We start from the raw sequence: 16,957 nt of genomic DNA on the forward strand, positions 1-16,957 counted from the left end.
CAGGGGCGGGCGCGGGCAACGAACGGCGACGAAAGAACCCGGCCGGCAGGTCTGCCGGCCGGGTCATGCCATTTTCGAAGGGCGCCGCCCGCCTCAGGCGCGGCCGAGGATGCGTCCCATGACGGCCTTCAGATCCTCGGTCGCGGTGGCGCGGGTGGACGGCGCCCGCCAGGCGACATGGTGGTCGGGGCGCACGAGGATGGCGCCGTCCTCCTCGATCTCGGCGGCACGGAACCAGTCGCCGAAGATGTCCATCGCATCCGATCCCGAGGGGCCGATGGTCAGGCAGGGCAGCTCGATCCCATAGGCGCCCGGGGTCGCGCGGGCGGCCTCGTGCCACGCCTCGCCGCCGATCCCGGTCAGCAGGGTGAACTGCCCGTGCCCGCACAGATCGAGGGTCGAGACCCGCGCCCCGTCGCGCTCGACCCAGACGTGCGGCAGGCGCGCGCCCGGCCAGGTGGTCGGGTGGTAATACAGCTCGGGGTCGCGGGTGTAGTCGGGTTCGGGCTGCCCATCGGTAACGATGGCGGGCGAGTTGCGGTAGCGCTCCCCCATCTCGACGCCGTGGGTGTTGAACTCATAGTTCTTCTGCTGCACCGCCGCGTGGATGCGGCGGCGACGCGCCTTCCCCTCGGGGGTCGGGGCCTTGCGGTCCTCGATCCGCTGGCGCAACGCATCGGGGTCGTCCGAGCCGAGGATTCCGATCGCATCGAAGAGCGGCGGATAGTCCTCGGCGCTCTTGTTCGCGCGGGTCACGATCTGTTGGCCCACCGGCTGGCGCTCGATGGAATAGCTGTCGAGCAGCGACGGCGCCGCCTGCCCCTTCAGCACCATCGCCAGCTTCCAGCACAGGTTGAAGGCGTCCTGGATGCAGGTGTTCGACCCCAGCCCGTTCAGCGGCGGGTGGCGGTGGACCGCATCGCCCATGCAGAACACCCGGCCGACCGCATAGTCGCGCGCGTACATGTTGTTGACGGTCCAGACCGCGGTCGACTTGACCCGGATCGGGATGTCCGGGTCGCCGATCAGCTGGCGCAGCGTCGCCTCGGCCTCTTCCTTCGTGATGTTCGTCTCGACCTTGTCGAGATCGACGCCCCAGATCGACTGCCATTCCGTCCAGGGCCGCACCATCCGCAGCACGCTGGCGCCGATGCCGCCGACGTTCGAGCCAGGCTGCTGCAGCCAGTAGAGGACGCTGGGCCGGTGCGCGACATATCTGGTCAGATCGGCCTCGAAGATGACGTTGGTGCTGGCCGAAAGGCCGGTCTTGCCCTCCATCGGCAGGTCGATCGCCTTCGCCACGTCGCTGCGCGCGCCGTCGGCACCGATCAGGTACTTCGCCCGGATCTGGTAGTCGGTGCCCGAGGTGCGGTCGGTCACCGTCGCCGTCACGCCCTCCGCATCCTGCGTCAGGCTGCGGAAGATGGTGTTCATGCGGATCGAGGTGCCACGGGCGCCCGCCGCCTTGAACAGGATCGGCTCCATGTAGGTCTGGGGGATGTCGCACATCTCGGTCGGGCTCGAGAGCTCATAGTCCGCGCGCCGCTGCGGATGGTTGCCCCAGGCCAGCAGCCGCCCGAATTCCTCGCCCGCGAGGCTGTAGCAGAAGACGCAGTTCGCCATCTGGTGCTGCACGCTCGAGACCGAGACGGCCTCCTCCTCGAGCCCGAGGTCGCGCAGCACCTCCATCGTGCGCTGGTTGGTGATGTGGGCGCGCGGCGTGTCGGCCAGCCAGCCATGCCGGTTGATCATGATGTTGCGGATGCCGTAGCTGCTGAGCAGCGCCGCCGAGGACGACCCGGCCGGGCCGCTGCCGACGATCAGCACATCGGTTTCGATGGGTTGGTTCATTCCGGGGCTCCTCCTTGAATGGACAATCGTGCCTGTCGCTGCCCGCCCGCCGCCGTGCCGTCGTGGGGCAGGGGGGGCAGGGGCGGGGCAACAGGAAGGCGTCGGGCGCCCTGCGGGGGCGCCCGTGTCCGGGCGGTGCCCCGGACAGTCGGTGGGGCAGGGTCGGCCCGGTCAGATTGCGCGGGCCGGCAGCGTCACGACGGCCGCACCGCCGCGCGCGCCAGCGCCCGGGTCAGACAGCGTCGGGGTCAGACGGCGCCTGGGTCAGACGGCGCCTGGGTCAGACAGCGCCCGCTGCCGCGCCGGGGGTCACGGCGTCGGCGTCCGCGGCCTCGTAGTTGTGGACGAAATCGCTCGGCATCTCGGGCCCCCAGAGGTATATCCCGTCCTCGGGCGGATAGTCGCCCGCCTCCCAGTCCTGGGTGACGGGGATATAGTCGATGTCGGCGGAGTATTCCGAGTAGCTGCCCCACGGGTCCTTCACGTAGTGGAAGTAGTTCGACCCGAGGACGTGGCGGCCGAGCCCCCAGCCCTTCTGATAGCCCTTGTCGGCCATCTGCGAGGCGCCGAGCCCGATCTCGTTGATCCCGCCCACGTCCCACGAGACATGATGCAGCCCCGGCGCTGAGGATTTCGCAAAGGCGATGAGGTGGTGGTCCGAGCCGTGGATGCCGTGCATGAAGCAGATGCCGTCACCCGAGCGGTCCGAAAGCCGCAGCCCGAGGTTGCGCGCATAGAAGGTCAGCGAATCCGGCACCGACGGGGTGAACACCAGCAGATGCGCCAGCCGCCGCGGCTCGACCTTCGGGGCGCGCGACCGGGACACGGACCCCATCCGTCCGGCCTCGCACGAGGTGGTGAGGAAGTCGACCTTGGCATCCGGCGAGGTCTTTTCGGCGATCTTGATCTCGACCGACATCCCGAACGGGTCCTGGATCCAGAAGCCGTTGGAATCGCGGCCAGAGGCGCGGGGCGCGTCCATGATGCGGACGCCGTTCGCCTCGATCCGGCGGCGGATGGGGTCGAAATCCTCTTCGAAGACCGCGAAGCTGAGGTGGTTCAGCTTCTTGCGCGGCCCCTCGTCGAGGCTGACCCAGCGGTGGTCCGACCCGAAGGTATAGATGCCGAGGCCCTGGCCCTCCTCGCGGACGTCGAGCCCGAAGGAGCGATAGAAATGCTCGGCGACCTTCAGGTCGGGCACCATCATGCTGAAGGTGTCCATCGAATGGATCCCGAGCTCGCCCGGGCGCTTGGTGATCGCCACCTTTCCGGTGATGGCCGTCATGGGCGTGTCCTCCTCTGATGTGGCAGGCGGCGGTCACGGATCCGCCATGGGCAGGTCGCAGGTCTCGCGGCGGTCGGTTCGGCGGTCTCGGCGGGGGTGCCCCGCGTCGAGATTCGTGCCGGGGATCCTACGCTCCTCCACCTTATTATCGAAAATATATTGCTTCGTCGTATGGCGCAATAGATTCTACATCTTCCATCCGCCGTGGGTCGGACCCTTCCCGGCTCGGCCACGGCAGGGCCGGACCAGCGAATCACGAGGCGCTCATCGCGGCTCGCATCGTCCCTGTGGCCTTCAGTGCGGGGCGTGACGTCGCCGCTCTGACACCCGGGCTGCGCCCGAGGAGTTGGCGGCGTGCCGGGCGCGCTGGGTGGGCGCTGCGGTGACTCGGGGCAGTGCCGATCACCTGCCACATCGACGCCGAAAGTGCCCCGCTGAGGCTCACAAGCTCCGCATGGACGGCGCCGGTCCGCGCCGCGCCGCGGCCCGGAAGGTGACGACGAGGACCGTCACGGCAGAACCCCGCCATGCCGAGATTGCATACCGATGCGTACCGTATCGATACTATATCGTATCAACAACGCTCCGGCACATCGAGGACCATCATGACGCTTCCACCACTCCCCGCCGCCGCGCTTGCGGCGATCCTGTGGGGCTTCACCTACATCATCACGACCACGATGCTTCCCCCCAACCCGATGTTCATCGCGGCGGTGCGCGCCCTGGGCGGCGGGCTGCCGCTGCTGCTGATCGCGCGCGAGATCCCACCGCGCGCGTGGTGGGGGCGCATCATCATCCTCGGCACGCTCAACAGCGCGCTGTTCTTCGCCCTGCTGTTCGTCGCCGCGATCCGCCTGCCCGGCGGGATGGCGGCCACCTTCCAGGCGCTCGGTCCGCTGTTCATGGTCCTGATGGCCTGGCCGCTGCTGGGCGCCATCCCGTCACCGTCCAAGCTGGCCGCGGTGGGGCTGGGCGTCGTCGGCGTGGCGATGGTCGTGCTGAAAGGCGATGCGGCGCTCGACCTGATCGGCGTCGCCGCGGCGCTCGGCGCGGCGCTGTCGATGGCGCTCGGCAGTTCGCTGGTGCACAAATGGGGCCGGCCGCAATCCATCGTCGGGCTGACCGGATGGCAGATGGTCGTGGCGGGGATCGAGCTTTCCGTCGTCGCGGCCCTGCTGGGCGACGTGCCGGCCAGCCTCGACCTCGTCAACATCGCGGGGCTCGTCATCATGGCGCTGGTCGTGACGGCGCTTGCCTTCGTGCTGTGGTTCGCGGCGGTGCAGGGGGCAGGGGGGCCTGCCGCCGTCGCGCCGATGATGCTGCTGACGCCGATCACCGCCTTCGCGCTCGACGCCCTCTTCCGCGGCTTCGTCCCGTCGCCGCTGCAGTCCCTCGGGGTTGTGGTCGTGATCGTCAGCCTGCTGTATGGCCAGCACGTGGACCGCCGCGCCTTCCGGGTCGCGCGGCACCACGCGCCGTCCGCCCGGCAACTGGCCAAGGGGATTCCCGCCGAATGACCGAGACGCCGCGGACGCCCCGGCTGAACATCCGGGGCGCCGCCCGCCACGAGCAGATCATCGAGGCCGCGACCGAGGCATTCCTCGGCCGCGGCTTCGACGCGACCAGCGTGGACGAGATCGTCCGCGCGGCCGGCGGGTCCAAGACCAACGTCTACCGCCAGTTCGGCGACAAGGAGGGGCTGTTCGCCGCCGTGGTCCGCCGCCTCGCCGCCGAGTTCCTGTCGCCGCTCGAGGTGCTCGACCTCGGCGGGGTCGGGACGCGCGCGGGGCTGGTCATCCTCGGACGGACGCTGATGCGGCAGCTCATCCAGCCGCGCCACATCGCGTTCCAGCGCATGGTGCTGGCGGTCTCGGACCGGCTGCCGGCACAGATGGCCGAATGGTACCGGGTCGGGCCCGAGACGAGCCAGTCCGTCATCACCGCGTTCCTGGGCGGCGGGGCCGAGGCCGCGCAGAGCGCCATGCTGTTTCACGACATGATCGTGACCGACGCGGTCAATCGCGCGCTGATGGGGACGCCGCCCCCCTGGGACGAGATCGAGGCCCGCATCGACGCCGCCGCCACGCTCATCGCGACTCGGCACCGAGCCTGACGGGCTGAACCGCCGCGATCCGCGGGGCAGGTGGTATCTGGCCGGCCCCGCTGCCCATGCGATCAGGGGCGCGGGCGGGCGCCGGGCGGGACCGGCGCCCGGCGATTGGTCAGCCCGCGCCTGCGGGCCGACCGGACGTTAGGGGGGCGCGCCGACCGCCGGGCCGCTGGACGAACAGCGCCCGGCCCGCCCCCCCACCGATCAGGCGATCGGATCACCCGTGACCGGGCCCTCGGTGTTCGGCTTCCAGCCCAGGGCGGGGGCGACGTGCTTCGCGAAGGACTCGAGGATGTGCAGGTTGTAGTCCGGCCCGAGCTGGCTCGGGATCGTCAGCATCAGCGTATCGGCCAGCGCGATGGCCTGGTCCTGCTTCAGCTCTTCGATCAGCCGGTCGGGCTCGGCGGCATAGGTCCGCCCCGAGGTCGCGCGGAACCCGTCCATCATGCCGCGGCTGTCGCGGGACTCGGCCCCGCCGCGGTGGCCGAAGTAGGCGACGTCCAGCTCGTTCACCAGCGGGATGATGCTGCGGCTGACCGAGACGCGCGGCGCGCCGGTGTGGCCGGCGGCGCGGTACGCCTCGCGGAAGCGCAGGATCTGCTCGGCCTGCAGCTCGTGGAAGGGTTGGCCGGTATCCTCGACCAGCGCCGTCGAGGACATCATGTTCAGCCCCAGCCGGCCCGTCCATTCGGCGCTGTCGCGCGTGGCCGAACCCCACCAGATGTGGTCGCGGAGCGTCGGTGACTGCGGCTCGATCGCCAGCATCTGCCCGCGGCCCACGTGGTCGGGGTTGCCCGGCGCCAGCCGCTCGCCCTCGATCGCGCGCAGGAACAGATCGAACTTCGCGCGGGCGATGTCGGCGCCGCGCGGGTCGGTCGAGCCGGTGTAGCCGAAGGCCTCGTAGCCGCGCAGCGCCGTCTCGGGCGAGCCGCGGCTGATCCCCAGCGCCAGCCGGCCGTCCGCGATCACGTCGAGGGCGGCGGCCTCCTCGGCCAGGTGCAGCGGGTTTTCATAGCGCATGTCGATGACGCCGGTGCCGACCTCGATCCGCTTGGTCTTTGCCGCGATGGCGGTGAGCAGGGGGATCGGGGCGGCCTGCTGGCGGGCGAAGTGGTGGACGCGGAAATATGCGCCGTTGACGCCAAGCTCTTCGGCGCCGACGCCGATCTCGACCGCCTGCCGGATCATGTCGGCGGCGGTGCGGGCCTGAGAGCCGAAGGAATTGCCGTAGTGACCGAAACTGAGAAAGCCGAACGCGCGCATGGAACCCTCCTCAAGGGGCGCCGGGCCGGCAGGACGCACGGGGTCGATGAGCCGGGGACAGCGCCGCTGGTGTCTGGCCGGCACCCGATCGGGGCCGGCGTTTGCATCCGATAAGGCGATGGCAGGGCCGTCGCGCGAGAGGCCGACGGGCGAAGCCGGCGTTCGCCTGCGCCGAACGGGCAGAGGGGTCAAGCGTCCGGCGCCTCGCCCTTCGCCAGCGCCGCGTCATAGCGCGCCTGCGCCGCCGCGATCCGCGCCTCGTTCCTGACCGCCCACGCGCCGATCGCCTCGACCGGCTCGCGCAGCGACCGGCCGAGGTCGGTCAGCGCGTATTCCACCCGCGGTGGCGTCGTCGGCAGGACCGCGCGGGTCACAAGCCCGTCACGCTCCATCCCGCGCAGGGTCAGGGTCAGCATCCGCTGGGTGATCCCGGTCACCGCGCGCTTCAGCTCGTTGAACCGCAGCGGCCCGGCGCAGAGCGCCATCACGATCAGCACCGACCACTTGTCGCCGACCCGGTTCAGGATCGCCCGCACCGGCGCGCAGGCGTCGAGCAGGTTCGGCCCGGCCGCTTCGGGATCAGGTATCACGGATGTGCCTCCTTGCGCGGTGAAATCAGGTATCAATATAGGTGCAGGTTACAAATTGATACCGGGCGCCGTCGAAAAATTTCCGGCGTCGCGGATGTCAGGAGGAAACGACATGGAACTGGGAGTCTACAGCTTCGGCGACGTGCAGCGCGACCCGCGGACCGGGGCGCTGGGATCGACCGCCGAGGCGCAGCGCAACCTGCTCGAGGCGATCCAGCTCGCCGATCAGGTCGGGCTGGATTATTTCGGCATCGGCGAACACCACACCCGCGAGATGCCGGCCTCGGCGGCCTCGGTCGTGCTGGGGGCGGCGGCGGCGACGACGACGAACATCACGCTGGGCAGCGCGGTCACGGTGCTGTCCACCGACGATCCGGTGCGGGTGTTCCAGCAGTTCGCCACGCTCGACGCGCTGTCGAACGGCCGGGCCGAGATCACCGCCGGGCGCGGCTCGTCGACCGAAAGCTTCCCGCTCTTCGGCCACAGCCTGAACGACTATGACGAACTCTACGCCGAAAAGCTCGACCTGCTGCTCAAGCTGAACGAGAGCGAGGAGATCACGTGGGAGGGGCGGTTCCGCCCGGCGCTGGACCATGCGCTGGTGGTGCCGCGGCCCGAGCGCGGCAAGCTGCCGATCTGGCTGGCGACCGGGGGCAACCCGTCCTCGACCGTGCGGGCGGCGATGGCGGGGCTGCCGGTGAGCTATGCGATCATCGGCGGCGAGGCCGTGCGCTTCGCGCCGCTGGCCGCGCTCTACCGCAAGGCGGTCGAGCAGGTGAACCTGCCCGGTGCCGACACCCGCATCTCGGTCGCCAGCCCCGGCTTCATCGGCGACGACGCGCAGACGGCCAAGGATTTCTGGTGGACCCACTACCACGAGGCCTTCCGCGCCCTGGGCGAGATCCGCGGTTTCCCCGCGCCGCGTCGGGCCGGCTATGATGTCGAGGCCAACGGCCGCGGCGCGCTGTTCGTCGGCTCGCCCGAGGAGATCGCCGCGCGCATCGTCGATCTGCACGGCGTGATGGGTCACGACCGGCATTTCTTCCAGATGGATCTGGGCCAGGTGCCGCAGAAGGACTTTCTGCACTCGATCGAGCTGCTCGGGACGCGGGTGAAGCCTCTGGTCGACGCCGCGCTGGCCAAGCCCGCCGCCGCGCCCGCGGCGGCCGTGTGAAAGGGAGGAGGCCCATGACGGAGATCAGGACCATCGGCATCATCGGCGCGGGGCGCGTGGGGACCGCTGTGGCGCGCCGCGCCGTCGCCGCCGGGTATGAGGTGCGGGTCGCCTCGGCCCGCCCGGCGGCGGAAACCGGGCTGCTGTTGCAGTTCACCGCGCCCGGTGCGGTGGCCGGTGATCTGCCGGACGTGATCGCGGCCAGCGACCTCGTGGTGCTGGCGCTGCCGCTGTCGCGCTATCGCAGCCTCGCGCCCGAGGCGCTGGCCGGCAAGGTCGTGATCGACGCGATGAACTACTGGCCCGCGACCGACGGGACGCTTGCGGATTTCGAAGGCCCGCGGGCGAGCAGCGAGGTGGTGGCGGCGCATCTGCCGGGGGCGCGCATCGTGCGCAGCCTCAACCACCTCGGCTATCACGAGATCGACGGCGCCGCCCGGCCCAAGGGCGACGCCGACCGGCGCGCCATGGCGGTCGCCGGCGACGACCCTGCGGCGCGCGCCGCGGTGGCCGGGTTCATCGACCGGATCGGCTTCGATCCGGTCGACGCCGGGCCGCTGTCGACTGCGCGCGCCTTTGCCATCGGCAGCCCCGTCTTCGGCGCGGTGCTGAACCAAGACGACCTGCGGGCGGCGCTGACGGCGCCGCGCGCGGCCTGAACCCTGAAAGGACGACGAACATGGCCACCCCCATCAAGATCGACATCTGGTCCGACATCGCCTGCCCGTGGTGCTACATCGGCAAGCGCCGGCTCGAGGGCGCGCTGGCGCAGTTCGGCGAGGCCCCGGTCGAGATCGAATACCACAGCTTCGAGCTGAACCCCGCGGCGCCGGTCGACTTCGAGGGCACGCAGGCCGATTATCTGGCCCGCCACCTCGGCGCGACCCCGCAGCAGATCGCCGCGATGGGCCAGAACGTGACCGCGACCGCCAAGGCCGACGGGCTCGACTATCGCCTGGGCGACGTCAAGGTGACCAACACCGGCAAGGCGCATGAGCTGATCCATTTCGCCAAGGCCCACGGCAAGGGCGCCGAGATGAAGGAACGGCTGCTTCGCGCCTATTTCACCGAAGGGCGCCACGTCGGCCACGACGACGCGCTGGCCGATCTGGCCGCCGAGGTCGGGCTCGACCGCGCCGCGGCGCTGGCCGCGCTGACGGACGGGACCTACCGGCAGGCGGTCGAGGCCGACAAGGCGCAAGGCACCGCCATTGGCGTGCAGGGCGTGCCGTTCTACGTGGTCGGCGGCAAATACGCCGTCTCCGGCGCCCAGCCGTCGGAGCTGTTCCTGCGTGCCCTGAGGCAGGTCGCCGCCGAGCAGGGGGGTGCCCGCGCATGAACGGCCCGCTGATCCCCCTGGGCGAGACTGGCGCAACCTGCGACGGCGGGCTGTGCGAGATGCCCGGGGCCGACGCCGCGACGGCAGCCTCGGCCCCCAAACTGACGCTGATCAGTTTCCCGACCTGCCCCTTCGTCCAGCGCGCGGTGATCGCGCTCAAGGAACGGGGCGTCGATTTCGACGTGATCTACATCGATCTGGCCGACAAGCCGGACTGGTTCCTGAAGATCTCGCCCTTGGGCAAGGTGCCGGTGCTGAAGGTCGAGGCCGAGGGCCGCGCGCCCGCGATCCTCTTCGAAAGCACCGTGATCCTGCAGTATCTCGACGAGACGCTGCCGGGCCCGACGCTCTTCGCCGCCGACCCGCTCGACCGGGCTGTGCAGCGGGCGTGGGTGGAATACGCGGGCAGCCTGCTCGGCGACGTGTACCGGCTGGGCATGGCGCCGGACCGGGCCGGCTTCGACGAGGCGCGCGCCGCGGTGCGGTCCCGTCTCGCCCCGCTGGAAGAGGCGCTGCGGGGGCCCTATTTCTCCGGCGCGGCGTTCTCGGCGGTGGATGCGGCCTGTGCCCCGGCCTTCCGCCAGCTCGATGCGCTCGAGACGGTGCGGCCGCTCGACCTGTTCGACGGGTTGCCGCGTCTGGACGCCTGGCGCCGGGTCCTCGCCGACCGCCCCAGCGTCCGCGCCGCGGTCCCCGCCGACTTCCGCGAGATGTTCCTGGGGCGGTTGAAGGCGGCCGGGAGCTTCGGGACGGCGGCGGCGTGAACCGGCCCCGCCCGGCATCGGGCGGGGTTTTTCTTTGGGGGACACCGAGACGTGCGCGCTCGGAGGCGATGCCCGCACGTCGGAGGTTCTGGCGACGCTTGATGGGTGACTGTCGCGCGGCCGCCAGAGCCGCCGACCGCACCAATGAATTACATAATTCGCGTTATAGCAGGTTTGCCGACGCCGGCGCCCACCGCGCGGCCACGCCGATCACCCGACCTCCACAACCACGAGCAGACTACCGAAAAAACCAGCTTGCGCGACGGGCCGCGCTGGGGCCCTCTAACGGATGAGTGACGTCTGCGCGTCGACCTGAGAGCGCCGCGCGCCGTCACATCGAGGACGGGGGACGGCACGCAAGACGCAGACGGCTCTCTCTCCTCTAGAGAGCCGGCACACCACGACGGCAGGTCGCACCGGGTCCGCTGCCTCCGAAAATGGTGACACGACCCAACTGTTGAGTTTTTCGGCGCGTTACGAGTGATAAGGTGATCTGGGAAAATGCCGGCGATCAGCATTGTCAGGCTGGACGAGAGCCCGTTTGAGTTCGTCAACGGATTGCGGGCCGACACCGTGTCGCGCGGGGTCGATCTCGAAGGGGCCACGATCACGGCGACATATGCCGACGGGTCGGTGGAAATCCTCACGTGGCACGCCACCGACCCCTACACCAACGGGGCGGCGGTCGGCACGGACATCTCGATGTCCTACGGCTATGCATGGCACAGTCTGACGACGACCAAGCTTCTGACCTCGCTTCAATTCGACCTTCAGCCCGCCATCTCGGCGTTCGATACGGTGGTCAGCACCGACAGTGCGTCCTCGACCCCGGGCTCGTCGAGCGGCTATCCGTTCCGGCTGAACCCCGATGGCCCCGACCCCGACGGCACGATCACGGTGACCTATACGGGCATCGTCAATCTTGCCGGCGCGTCGGCCGTGGGCGATCTCTACACGACCATGATCATCGACTTCTCCGGCCTCTCGGCCGGGGGGTTGCTGGGCGAGCTGAGCTGGCAGTCCGACATCGACACGATGGACCCGTGCTGCTTTGCCGCGGGCACGCGGATCGCGACGGACCGGGGCGAGGTGGCGGTCGAGGATCTGCGCGCGGGCGACCTCGTCCTCACCCGCGATCGCGGGATGCAGGCGATCCGCTGGATCGGGTCGCGCAGGCTGTCGGCGGCCGACCTCGCGGCGCGCGCGCAGATGCGCCCGATCCGCATCCGCCGCCACGCGCTCGGCACCAACATCCCCTCGGCCGACCTGCTGGTGAGCCCGCAGCACCGGGTTCTGGTGCGCTCGAAGATCGCGCAGAAGATGTTCGGCACGCCCGAGATCCTCGTCGCCGCCAAGCAGCTGTGCGAGATCGACGGGATCGAGGTCGCCCGCGACGTGACCGAGGTCACCTATTTCCACCTGATGTTCGACCGACACGAGGTGGTGATCTCGAACGGCGCGGAAACCGAGTCCCTCTATACCGGCCCCGAGGCGCTGAAGACGGTCGGCGCGGCGGCGCGCCGGGAAATCTTTGCGCTGTTTCCCGAATTGGCGGACCGGGATTTTGTTCCGTCCCCCGCCCGCGTTCTGGTTCCGGGCTGGATGGGCCGCAGGCTCGCCGCCCGCCATGTCCGAAACGGCAAGCTGCTGGTGAACTGACGCGTGGCCTGACCGGCCGGCGCAGCCCCCCTCCCCCGCTTGCACAGCGCACGACGCCTCGCTAACCCCCGCCAGATCACGGGAGGGCGGGGTTTGCGCGACCACGGGGGCAATCTGGACGCGGCCGTGGCCCGCTTCGGCGCCGGCGACTGGATCGACCTGTCCACGGGCATCAACCGCCGCCCCTGGCCCCTCCCCCCGCTCGATGCCGAGGTCTGGCGCCACCTGCCGACCCGCGCGGCGCAAGAGGCGCTGGTGGCGCAGGCCGCGCGGGCCTGGGGCGTCGCAGCACCGGCAGCGGGGGTCGCGCTCGGCGGGGCGCAGGCGGCGATCCAGCTGCTGCCGCTGCTGCGCCGGCCCGGTCGGGCGGCGGTGCTCGGGCCGACCTACAACGAGCACGCGGCGAGCCTCGACCGGGCGGGATGGACGGTGGCGACCGTGACCGACCGCGACGCGCTGCACGGCGCCGATCTGGCGGTGGTGGTCAACCCCAACAACCCCGACGGGCGCACCCATGCCCCGGCCGAGTTGCTCGCGCTGGCGCAGAGGGTCGGGCTGCTGGTGGTCGATGAAAGCTTCGCCGACGTCGCGCCCGAACTGTCGCTGCTGCCGCAGGCGGGGCGGGACAGGCTGCTGATCCTGCGCTCGTTCGGCAAGTTCTACGGGCTCGCCGGGCTGCGGCTGGGCTTCGCCTTCGGCGCGCCCGCCGACATCGCGGCGCTGGCGCAGCTGGCCGGGCCGTGGCCGGTCTCGGGCCCGGCCATCGAGATCGGGCGGCGGGCGCTCTCCGACGACCGCTGGGCCGCGGCGATGCGCGTGCAACTCGCGCAGAACGCGGCACGGGCCGATGGCCTCGCGCGCGCCGCGGGCTGGCGGCTGGCGGGCGGCACGACGCTCTTCCGCCTCTATGAGACGCCGGATGCGCGGGCGGCGCAGGACCGCCTCGCCCGGCACCGGGTCTGGAGCCGGATCTTCCCCTGGTCCGAGCGCCTGCTGCGCCTCGGCCTGCCGGGGCCCGAGGCCGAGTGGCACCGCCTCGCCGCCGCGCTCAGCCCCTAGCGGGCGAGCGCCAGCAGCCCCGGCACGTCCAGATGCGCCTCGAGGTGATCGGCGAGGGCATCCAGCGTCGCCTCGACCGCCGCCGCGTGGCTGCGCGGCGCGGCGGCGACGCCGAGGCGGGCCAGAAACGCGGCGCGGAACGCGTCCGACAGGAACATCCCGTGCAGATAGGTGCCCCCGATCCGGCCGCAGGCGCTTTGCGCGCCCTCGGGGCGGCCCTCGACCAGTGCGAAGGGCCGCGCGCAATCGGGGCCGGTGGTCCGGCCGATGTGGATCTCATACCCCGCCAGCGGCAGGCCGCTGGCGATGTGCTGACCCGTCACCCGGCTCAGGCGCTTGTCGGGCGACATCACCGTCTGGACGTCCAGAAGGCCGAGGCCCGGCGTCTGCCCGGCCGCGCCCTCGATCCCCTCGGGGTCGGCGATGAGGCTGCCGAGCATCTGATAGCCGCCGCAGATGCCCAGCACATGGCCGCCGCGCCGGACATGGGCGGCCAGATCCACGTCCCAGCCCTGATCCCGCAGGAAGGCCAGGTCGCCGCGGGTCGATTTCGTCCCCGGCAGGATCACCAGCCGCGCGTCGCCGGGGATCGGCTGGCCGGGCGCGACCATCACCAGATCGACCCCCGGCTCGGCCCCGAGCGGGTCGAGGTCGTCGAAGTTGGCGATCCGCGACAGGCACAGCGCGGCGATCGTCACGCCCTCGCGGCGCCGGCCGCTGGCGAGGTCCAGCGCATCCTCGGCCGGCAGCAGATGCGCGTCCGGGAACCACGGCACGACGCCGAAGCCGGGCCAGCCGGTCCGCTCGGCCACGAAGCGGTAGCCGTCGTCGAAGAGCCGCGGGTCGCCGCGGAACTTGTTGACCAGAAACCCCGCGATCAGCGCGGCATCCGCGGGGTCGATCACCGCCTGCGTGCCCACGATCTGCGCGATCACCCCGCCGCGGTCGATGTCGCCGACCAGCACCACGGGCACGCCCGCGGCGCGGGCAAACCCCATGTTGGCGATGTCGTTCGCGCGCAGGTTGACCTCGGCCGGGCTGCCGGCGCCCTCGACGATCACGAGGTCATGGGCGGCCGCGAGGCGGTGGAAACTCTCCAGCACCGCGCCCATCAGCCGTGGCTTCAGCGCCGCATAGTCGCGGGCGCGGGTGGTGGTCAGGCGCTTCCCCTGCACCACGACCTGCGCGCCGGTGTCGCTCTCGGGCTTCAGCAGCACCGGGTTCATGTCGGTGACCGGGTCCAGCCCGCAGGCCATCGCCTGCAGAGCCTGCGCGCGCCCGATCTCGCCCCCGTCCGCCGTCACGGCAGCGTTGTTCGACATGTTCTGCGGCTTGAACGGGGCGACCGTCAGCCCGCGCCGCCGCGCCGCCCGGCAGAGGCCCGCGACCAGCATCGACTTGCCGACGTTCGACCCGCAGCCCTGCACCATGAGCGCGGGCATGGGGTCAGAACTCGACGCCGGGCTGGCCCTTGATCCCCGACCGGAAGGGGTGCTTGACCAGCGTCATCTCGGTGACCAGATCGGCCGCATCGATCAGCGCCGGGCTGGCGTTGCGGCCGGTCAGGCAGACGTGGGTCAGGAGGGGGCGCTCGTCGCGCAGGAAGGCCAGCACCTCGTCCAGATCGAGGTAGTCGTAGCGCAGCGCGATGTTGATCTCGTCCAGCAGGACGAAGCGGATCGCAGGGTTGCGGATCAGTTCTTTCGCCTTCTCCCACGCGGCGCGGGCGGCGGCGATGTCGCGGGCCTTGTCCTGCGTTTCCCAGGTGAACCCCTCGCCCATCGCGTGGAACGCGCACAGATGGCCGAACTGCCCCTCGATCAGCCGCCGCTCGCCCGTGTCCCAGGCGCCCTTGATGAACTGCACCACGGCGCAGGGCATCCCGTGGGCGATGCAGCGCAGGATCATCCCGAACCCGGCCGAGGACTTGCCCTTGCCCGACCCGGTGTGGACGATCAGCAGGCCCTTGTCGCCCGACTTCCCGGCCATGATCCGGTCGCGGGCGGCCTTCTTCTTCGCCATCTTCCCGGCGTGGCGGGCCAGATCGTCGGGCGCCTCCAGGGTGGTCGTGTCGGCGGTGTCGGCGGTGTCGGGCATCGGGCGCCTCCTTCGTTCTTGACAGCAAGGCCCGGGTCGCAGACTAGGTGCGCAGGCGCAGGTGCCTGTCTTAGGGCAGGTGAAAAGGGAATGCGACAGGGTTCGCGGCACGCCTGCCGCACCGCCCCAAGCGCAGCCGCCCCCGCGACCGTGACCGGAAAGGTCTGCCGCATGTCACTGGCCGCAAGGTTCGGGAAGACGGGCAGAGCGCCGGGTCAGGCCCTCGCGCCTGCCCCGATATCCGCAAGCCGGGAGACCTGCCAGCGCCTGAACTGAATGCGCGGACGGGGTGTTCCGTGACCTTCGGCATCCGGGCCGACGCGCGCGCCCATGCTGCAGGCTGACCCCGTTCGTTTTTGCGGGAGAAGGCCATGACCACGGTTCTGCACGTCTGCACCACCTGCCGCGCCGGGCAGCCCGTGACCGAGGGCGAGGCCTGCGCCGGCCAGCGCCTGCACGACCGTCTCGCCCGGTCCGCCGCGCCCGCGGGGGTGACCCTGCGCGCCGTCGAGTGCCTGTCGGCCTGCGATCACGGCTGTTCCGTCGCGCTGACGAAGCCCGGCGGCTGGTCCTATGTCTACGGCCGCATGACGCCCAACGACGCGCCCGAGATCCTGCGCGGCGCCGGGCTCTTCGCCGCGACGCCCGACGGTCTGGTGCCCTGGCGCGACCGGCCGGTGATCTTCCGCAAGCAGAGCCTTGCCCGCATCCCCCCGATCGAAAGCTGACCCATGTCCGACCTGACCAAGATCCCCGTCACCGTCATCACCGGCTTCCTCGGGGCGGGCAAGACCACGCTCATCCGCCAGCTGATGCAGAACCCGCAGGGCCGGCGCCTCGCGATCCTCGTCAACGAGTTCGGCACCGTGGGCGTCGACGGCGAGATCCTGAAATCCTGCGCCGACGCCAACTGCCCGGCCGAGAACATCGTGGAACTGGCCAACGGCTGCATCTGCTGCACCGTCGCCGACGACTTCATCCCGACGATCGAGGCGCTGATGGCGATGCCCCAGCGCCCCGACCACATCCTGATCGAGACCTCGGGCCTCGCGCTGCCGAAGCCGCTGCTCAAGGCGTTCGACTGGCCGGCGATCCGGTCGCGGATCACCGTGGACGGGGTCATCGCGCTCGCCGATGCCGAGGCGGTGGCGGCGGGGCGCTTTGCCCCCGACCCCGCGGCGGTGGCGGCACAGCGGGCGGCCGACGACAGCCTCGACCACGACACCCCGCTGGCCGAGGTGTTCGAGGACCAGATCGCCTGCGCCGACCTGATCCTGCTGACCAAGGCCGATCTGGCCGGCCCCGCGGGGGTCGAGGCGGCGCGCGCGGCGATCGAGGCCGAGAACCCGCGCCGCCTGCCGATCCTCCCGGTGGTCGAGGGGGCGGTGGACCCGCGCGTCGTCCTCGGCCTCGACGCGGCGGCCGAGGATGATCTCGCCGCCCGTCCCAGCCACCACGACGGCGCCGACGACCACGAGCACGACGACTTCGACAGCGTGGTGATCGACCTGCCCGAGATCGCCGACCCGGCCCTTCTCGCCGCCCGCATCGAGCGGCTGGCGCGCGAGCAGCAGGTGCTGCGCGTCAAGGGCCACGTCGCCGTCGCGGGCAAGCCCATGCGGCTGCTCGTGCAGGCGGTGGGCGAGCGGGTGCGCCACCAGTTCGACCGCCCGTGGGGGGACGCGCCCCGGCAGGGGCGGCTGGTGGTGATCGCCGAGCATGACCACATCGACCCGGCGGCGATCCGCGCGGTGCTTGTGGGCTAG

Annotated in this window: 16 protein-coding genes and 1 riboswitch; of the genes, 10 read left to right on the forward strand and 6 right to left on the reverse strand. The window is 70.9% G+C overall.

All coding sequences use genetic code 11. The annotated features are described in order from the left end of the window. Positions 1 to 93 precede the first annotated feature (93 nt). A complete protein-coding gene (locus BLW17_RS12965; protein WP_036734917.1) occupies positions 94 to 1,851 on the reverse strand; it encodes an FAD-dependent monooxygenase in 1,758 nt (585 codons plus the stop codon). Positions 1,852 to 2,131: 280 nt separating this feature from the next. Continuing rightward, positions 2,132 to 3,136 (reverse strand): VOC family protein, encoded by a 1,005-nt coding sequence (locus BLW17_RS12970; protein ID WP_052176448.1) that lies wholly within the window; start codon positions 3,134 to 3,136, stop codon positions 2,132 to 2,134. A 605-nt stretch (positions 3,137 to 3,741) separates the two neighbouring features. Here BLW17_RS12970 and BLW17_RS12975 point away from each other — a divergent pair. Continuing rightward, on the forward strand, positions 3,742 to 4,653 hold the full coding sequence (locus tag BLW17_RS12975; protein ID WP_036734203.1) for a DMT family transporter: 912 nt from the start codon (positions 3,742 to 3,744) through the stop codon (positions 4,651 to 4,653). Beyond that, positions 4,650 to 5,249 carry a TetR/AcrR family transcriptional regulator gene (locus tag BLW17_RS12980; protein WP_036734205.1) on the forward strand — a complete coding sequence of 200 codons (600 nt, stop codon included), beginning with the start codon at positions 4,650 to 4,652 and terminating at the stop codon, positions 5,247 to 5,249. The genes BLW17_RS12975 and BLW17_RS12980 overlap by 4 nt, the downstream gene beginning before the upstream one ends. A gap of 201 nt (positions 5,250 to 5,450) precedes the next feature. On the opposite strand, the gene BLW17_RS12985 is transcribed toward BLW17_RS12980, so the two are convergent. Both BLW17_RS12985 and BLW17_RS12990 read right to left on the reverse strand, forming a co-directional pair. Next, positions 5,451 to 6,509 (reverse strand): LLM class flavin-dependent oxidoreductase, encoded by a 1,059-nt coding sequence (locus BLW17_RS12985; protein WP_036734206.1) that lies wholly within the window; start codon positions 6,507 to 6,509, stop codon positions 5,451 to 5,453. Positions 6,510 to 6,697: 188 nt separating this feature from the next. Then, a complete protein-coding gene (locus BLW17_RS12990; RefSeq protein ID WP_331429084.1) occupies positions 6,698 to 7,099 on the reverse strand; it encodes a winged helix-turn-helix transcriptional regulator in 402 nt (133 codons plus the stop codon). Positions 7,100 to 7,211: 112 nt separating this feature from the next. On the opposite strand from BLW17_RS12990, the gene BLW17_RS12995 reads away from it, so the two are divergent. From BLW17_RS12995 to cobD, 6 genes are all read left to right on the forward strand, one after another. Beyond that, positions 7,212 to 8,273 (forward strand): LLM class flavin-dependent oxidoreductase, encoded by a 1,062-nt coding sequence (locus tag BLW17_RS12995; protein ID WP_036734207.1) that lies wholly within the window; start codon positions 7,212 to 7,214, stop codon positions 8,271 to 8,273. A 14-nt stretch (positions 8,274 to 8,287) separates the two neighbouring features. Continuing rightward, the gene (locus BLW17_RS13000; RefSeq protein ID WP_036734208.1) at positions 8,288 to 8,932 is read left to right on the forward strand and encodes an NADPH-dependent F420 reductase; all 645 of its coding nucleotides are present in this window, start codon (positions 8,288 to 8,290) and stop codon (positions 8,930 to 8,932) included. Positions 8,933 to 8,952: 20 nt separating this feature from the next. After that, positions 8,953 to 9,612, forward strand: a complete 660-nt coding sequence (locus BLW17_RS13005; protein ID WP_036734209.1) for a DsbA family oxidoreductase — start codon at positions 8,953 to 8,955, stop codon at positions 9,610 to 9,612. Then, positions 9,609 to 10,376 carry a glutathione S-transferase family protein gene (locus tag BLW17_RS13010; protein ID WP_197055285.1) on the forward strand — a complete coding sequence of 256 codons (768 nt, stop codon included), beginning with the start codon at positions 9,609 to 9,611 and terminating at the stop codon, positions 10,374 to 10,376. Before BLW17_RS13005 ends, BLW17_RS13010 begins: the two co-directional genes overlap by 4 nt. A 501-nt stretch (positions 10,377 to 10,877) precedes the next feature. After that, the gene (locus BLW17_RS13015) at positions 10,878 to 12,035 is read left to right on the forward strand and encodes a Hint domain-containing protein (RefSeq protein ID WP_074826793.1); all 1,158 of its coding nucleotides are present in this window, start codon (positions 10,878 to 10,880) and stop codon (positions 12,033 to 12,035) included. A 93-nt stretch (positions 12,036 to 12,128) separates the two neighbouring features. Further along, positions 12,129 to 13,094 carry a threonine-phosphate decarboxylase CobD gene (gene cobD / locus BLW17_RS13020; RefSeq protein ID WP_074826796.1) on the forward strand — a complete coding sequence of 322 codons (966 nt, stop codon included), beginning with the start codon at positions 12,129 to 12,131 and terminating at the stop codon, positions 13,092 to 13,094. Here cobD and BLW17_RS13025 read toward each other — a convergent pair. Beyond that, positions 13,091 to 14,536 carry a cobyric acid synthase gene (locus BLW17_RS13025; protein WP_036734213.1) on the reverse strand — a complete coding sequence of 482 codons (1,446 nt, stop codon included), beginning with the start codon at positions 14,534 to 14,536 and terminating at the stop codon, positions 13,091 to 13,093. The two genes, cobD and BLW17_RS13025, sit on opposite strands and share 4 nt — an antisense overlap. Before the next feature lie 4 nt (positions 14,537 to 14,540). Next, the gene (gene cobO, locus BLW17_RS13030; protein WP_036734215.1) at positions 14,541 to 15,191 is read right to left on the reverse strand and encodes a cob(I)yrinic acid a,c-diamide adenosyltransferase; all 651 of its coding nucleotides are present in this window, start codon (positions 15,189 to 15,191) and stop codon (positions 14,541 to 14,543) included. 42 nt (positions 15,192 to 15,233) lie between these two features. After that, positions 15,234 to 15,470, forward strand: a riboswitch (cobalamin riboswitch). Between the two features lie 92 nt (positions 15,471 to 15,562). Here cobO and BLW17_RS13035 point away from each other — a divergent pair. Next, a complete protein-coding gene (locus BLW17_RS13035; protein ID WP_036734217.1) occupies positions 15,563 to 15,919 on the forward strand; it encodes a DUF1636 family protein in 357 nt (118 codons plus the stop codon). A gap of 3 nt (positions 15,920 to 15,922) precedes the next feature. Next, positions 15,923 to 16,957, forward strand: a complete 1,035-nt coding sequence (gene cobW, locus BLW17_RS13040) for a cobalamin biosynthesis protein CobW (RefSeq protein ID WP_036734219.1) — start codon at positions 15,923 to 15,925, stop codon at positions 16,955 to 16,957.

This window comes from Paracoccus sanguinis (assembly GCF_900106665.1).
In the GTDB taxonomy this organism is placed as follows: domain Bacteria; phylum Pseudomonadota; class Alphaproteobacteria; order Rhodobacterales; family Rhodobacteraceae; genus Paracoccus; species Paracoccus panacisoli.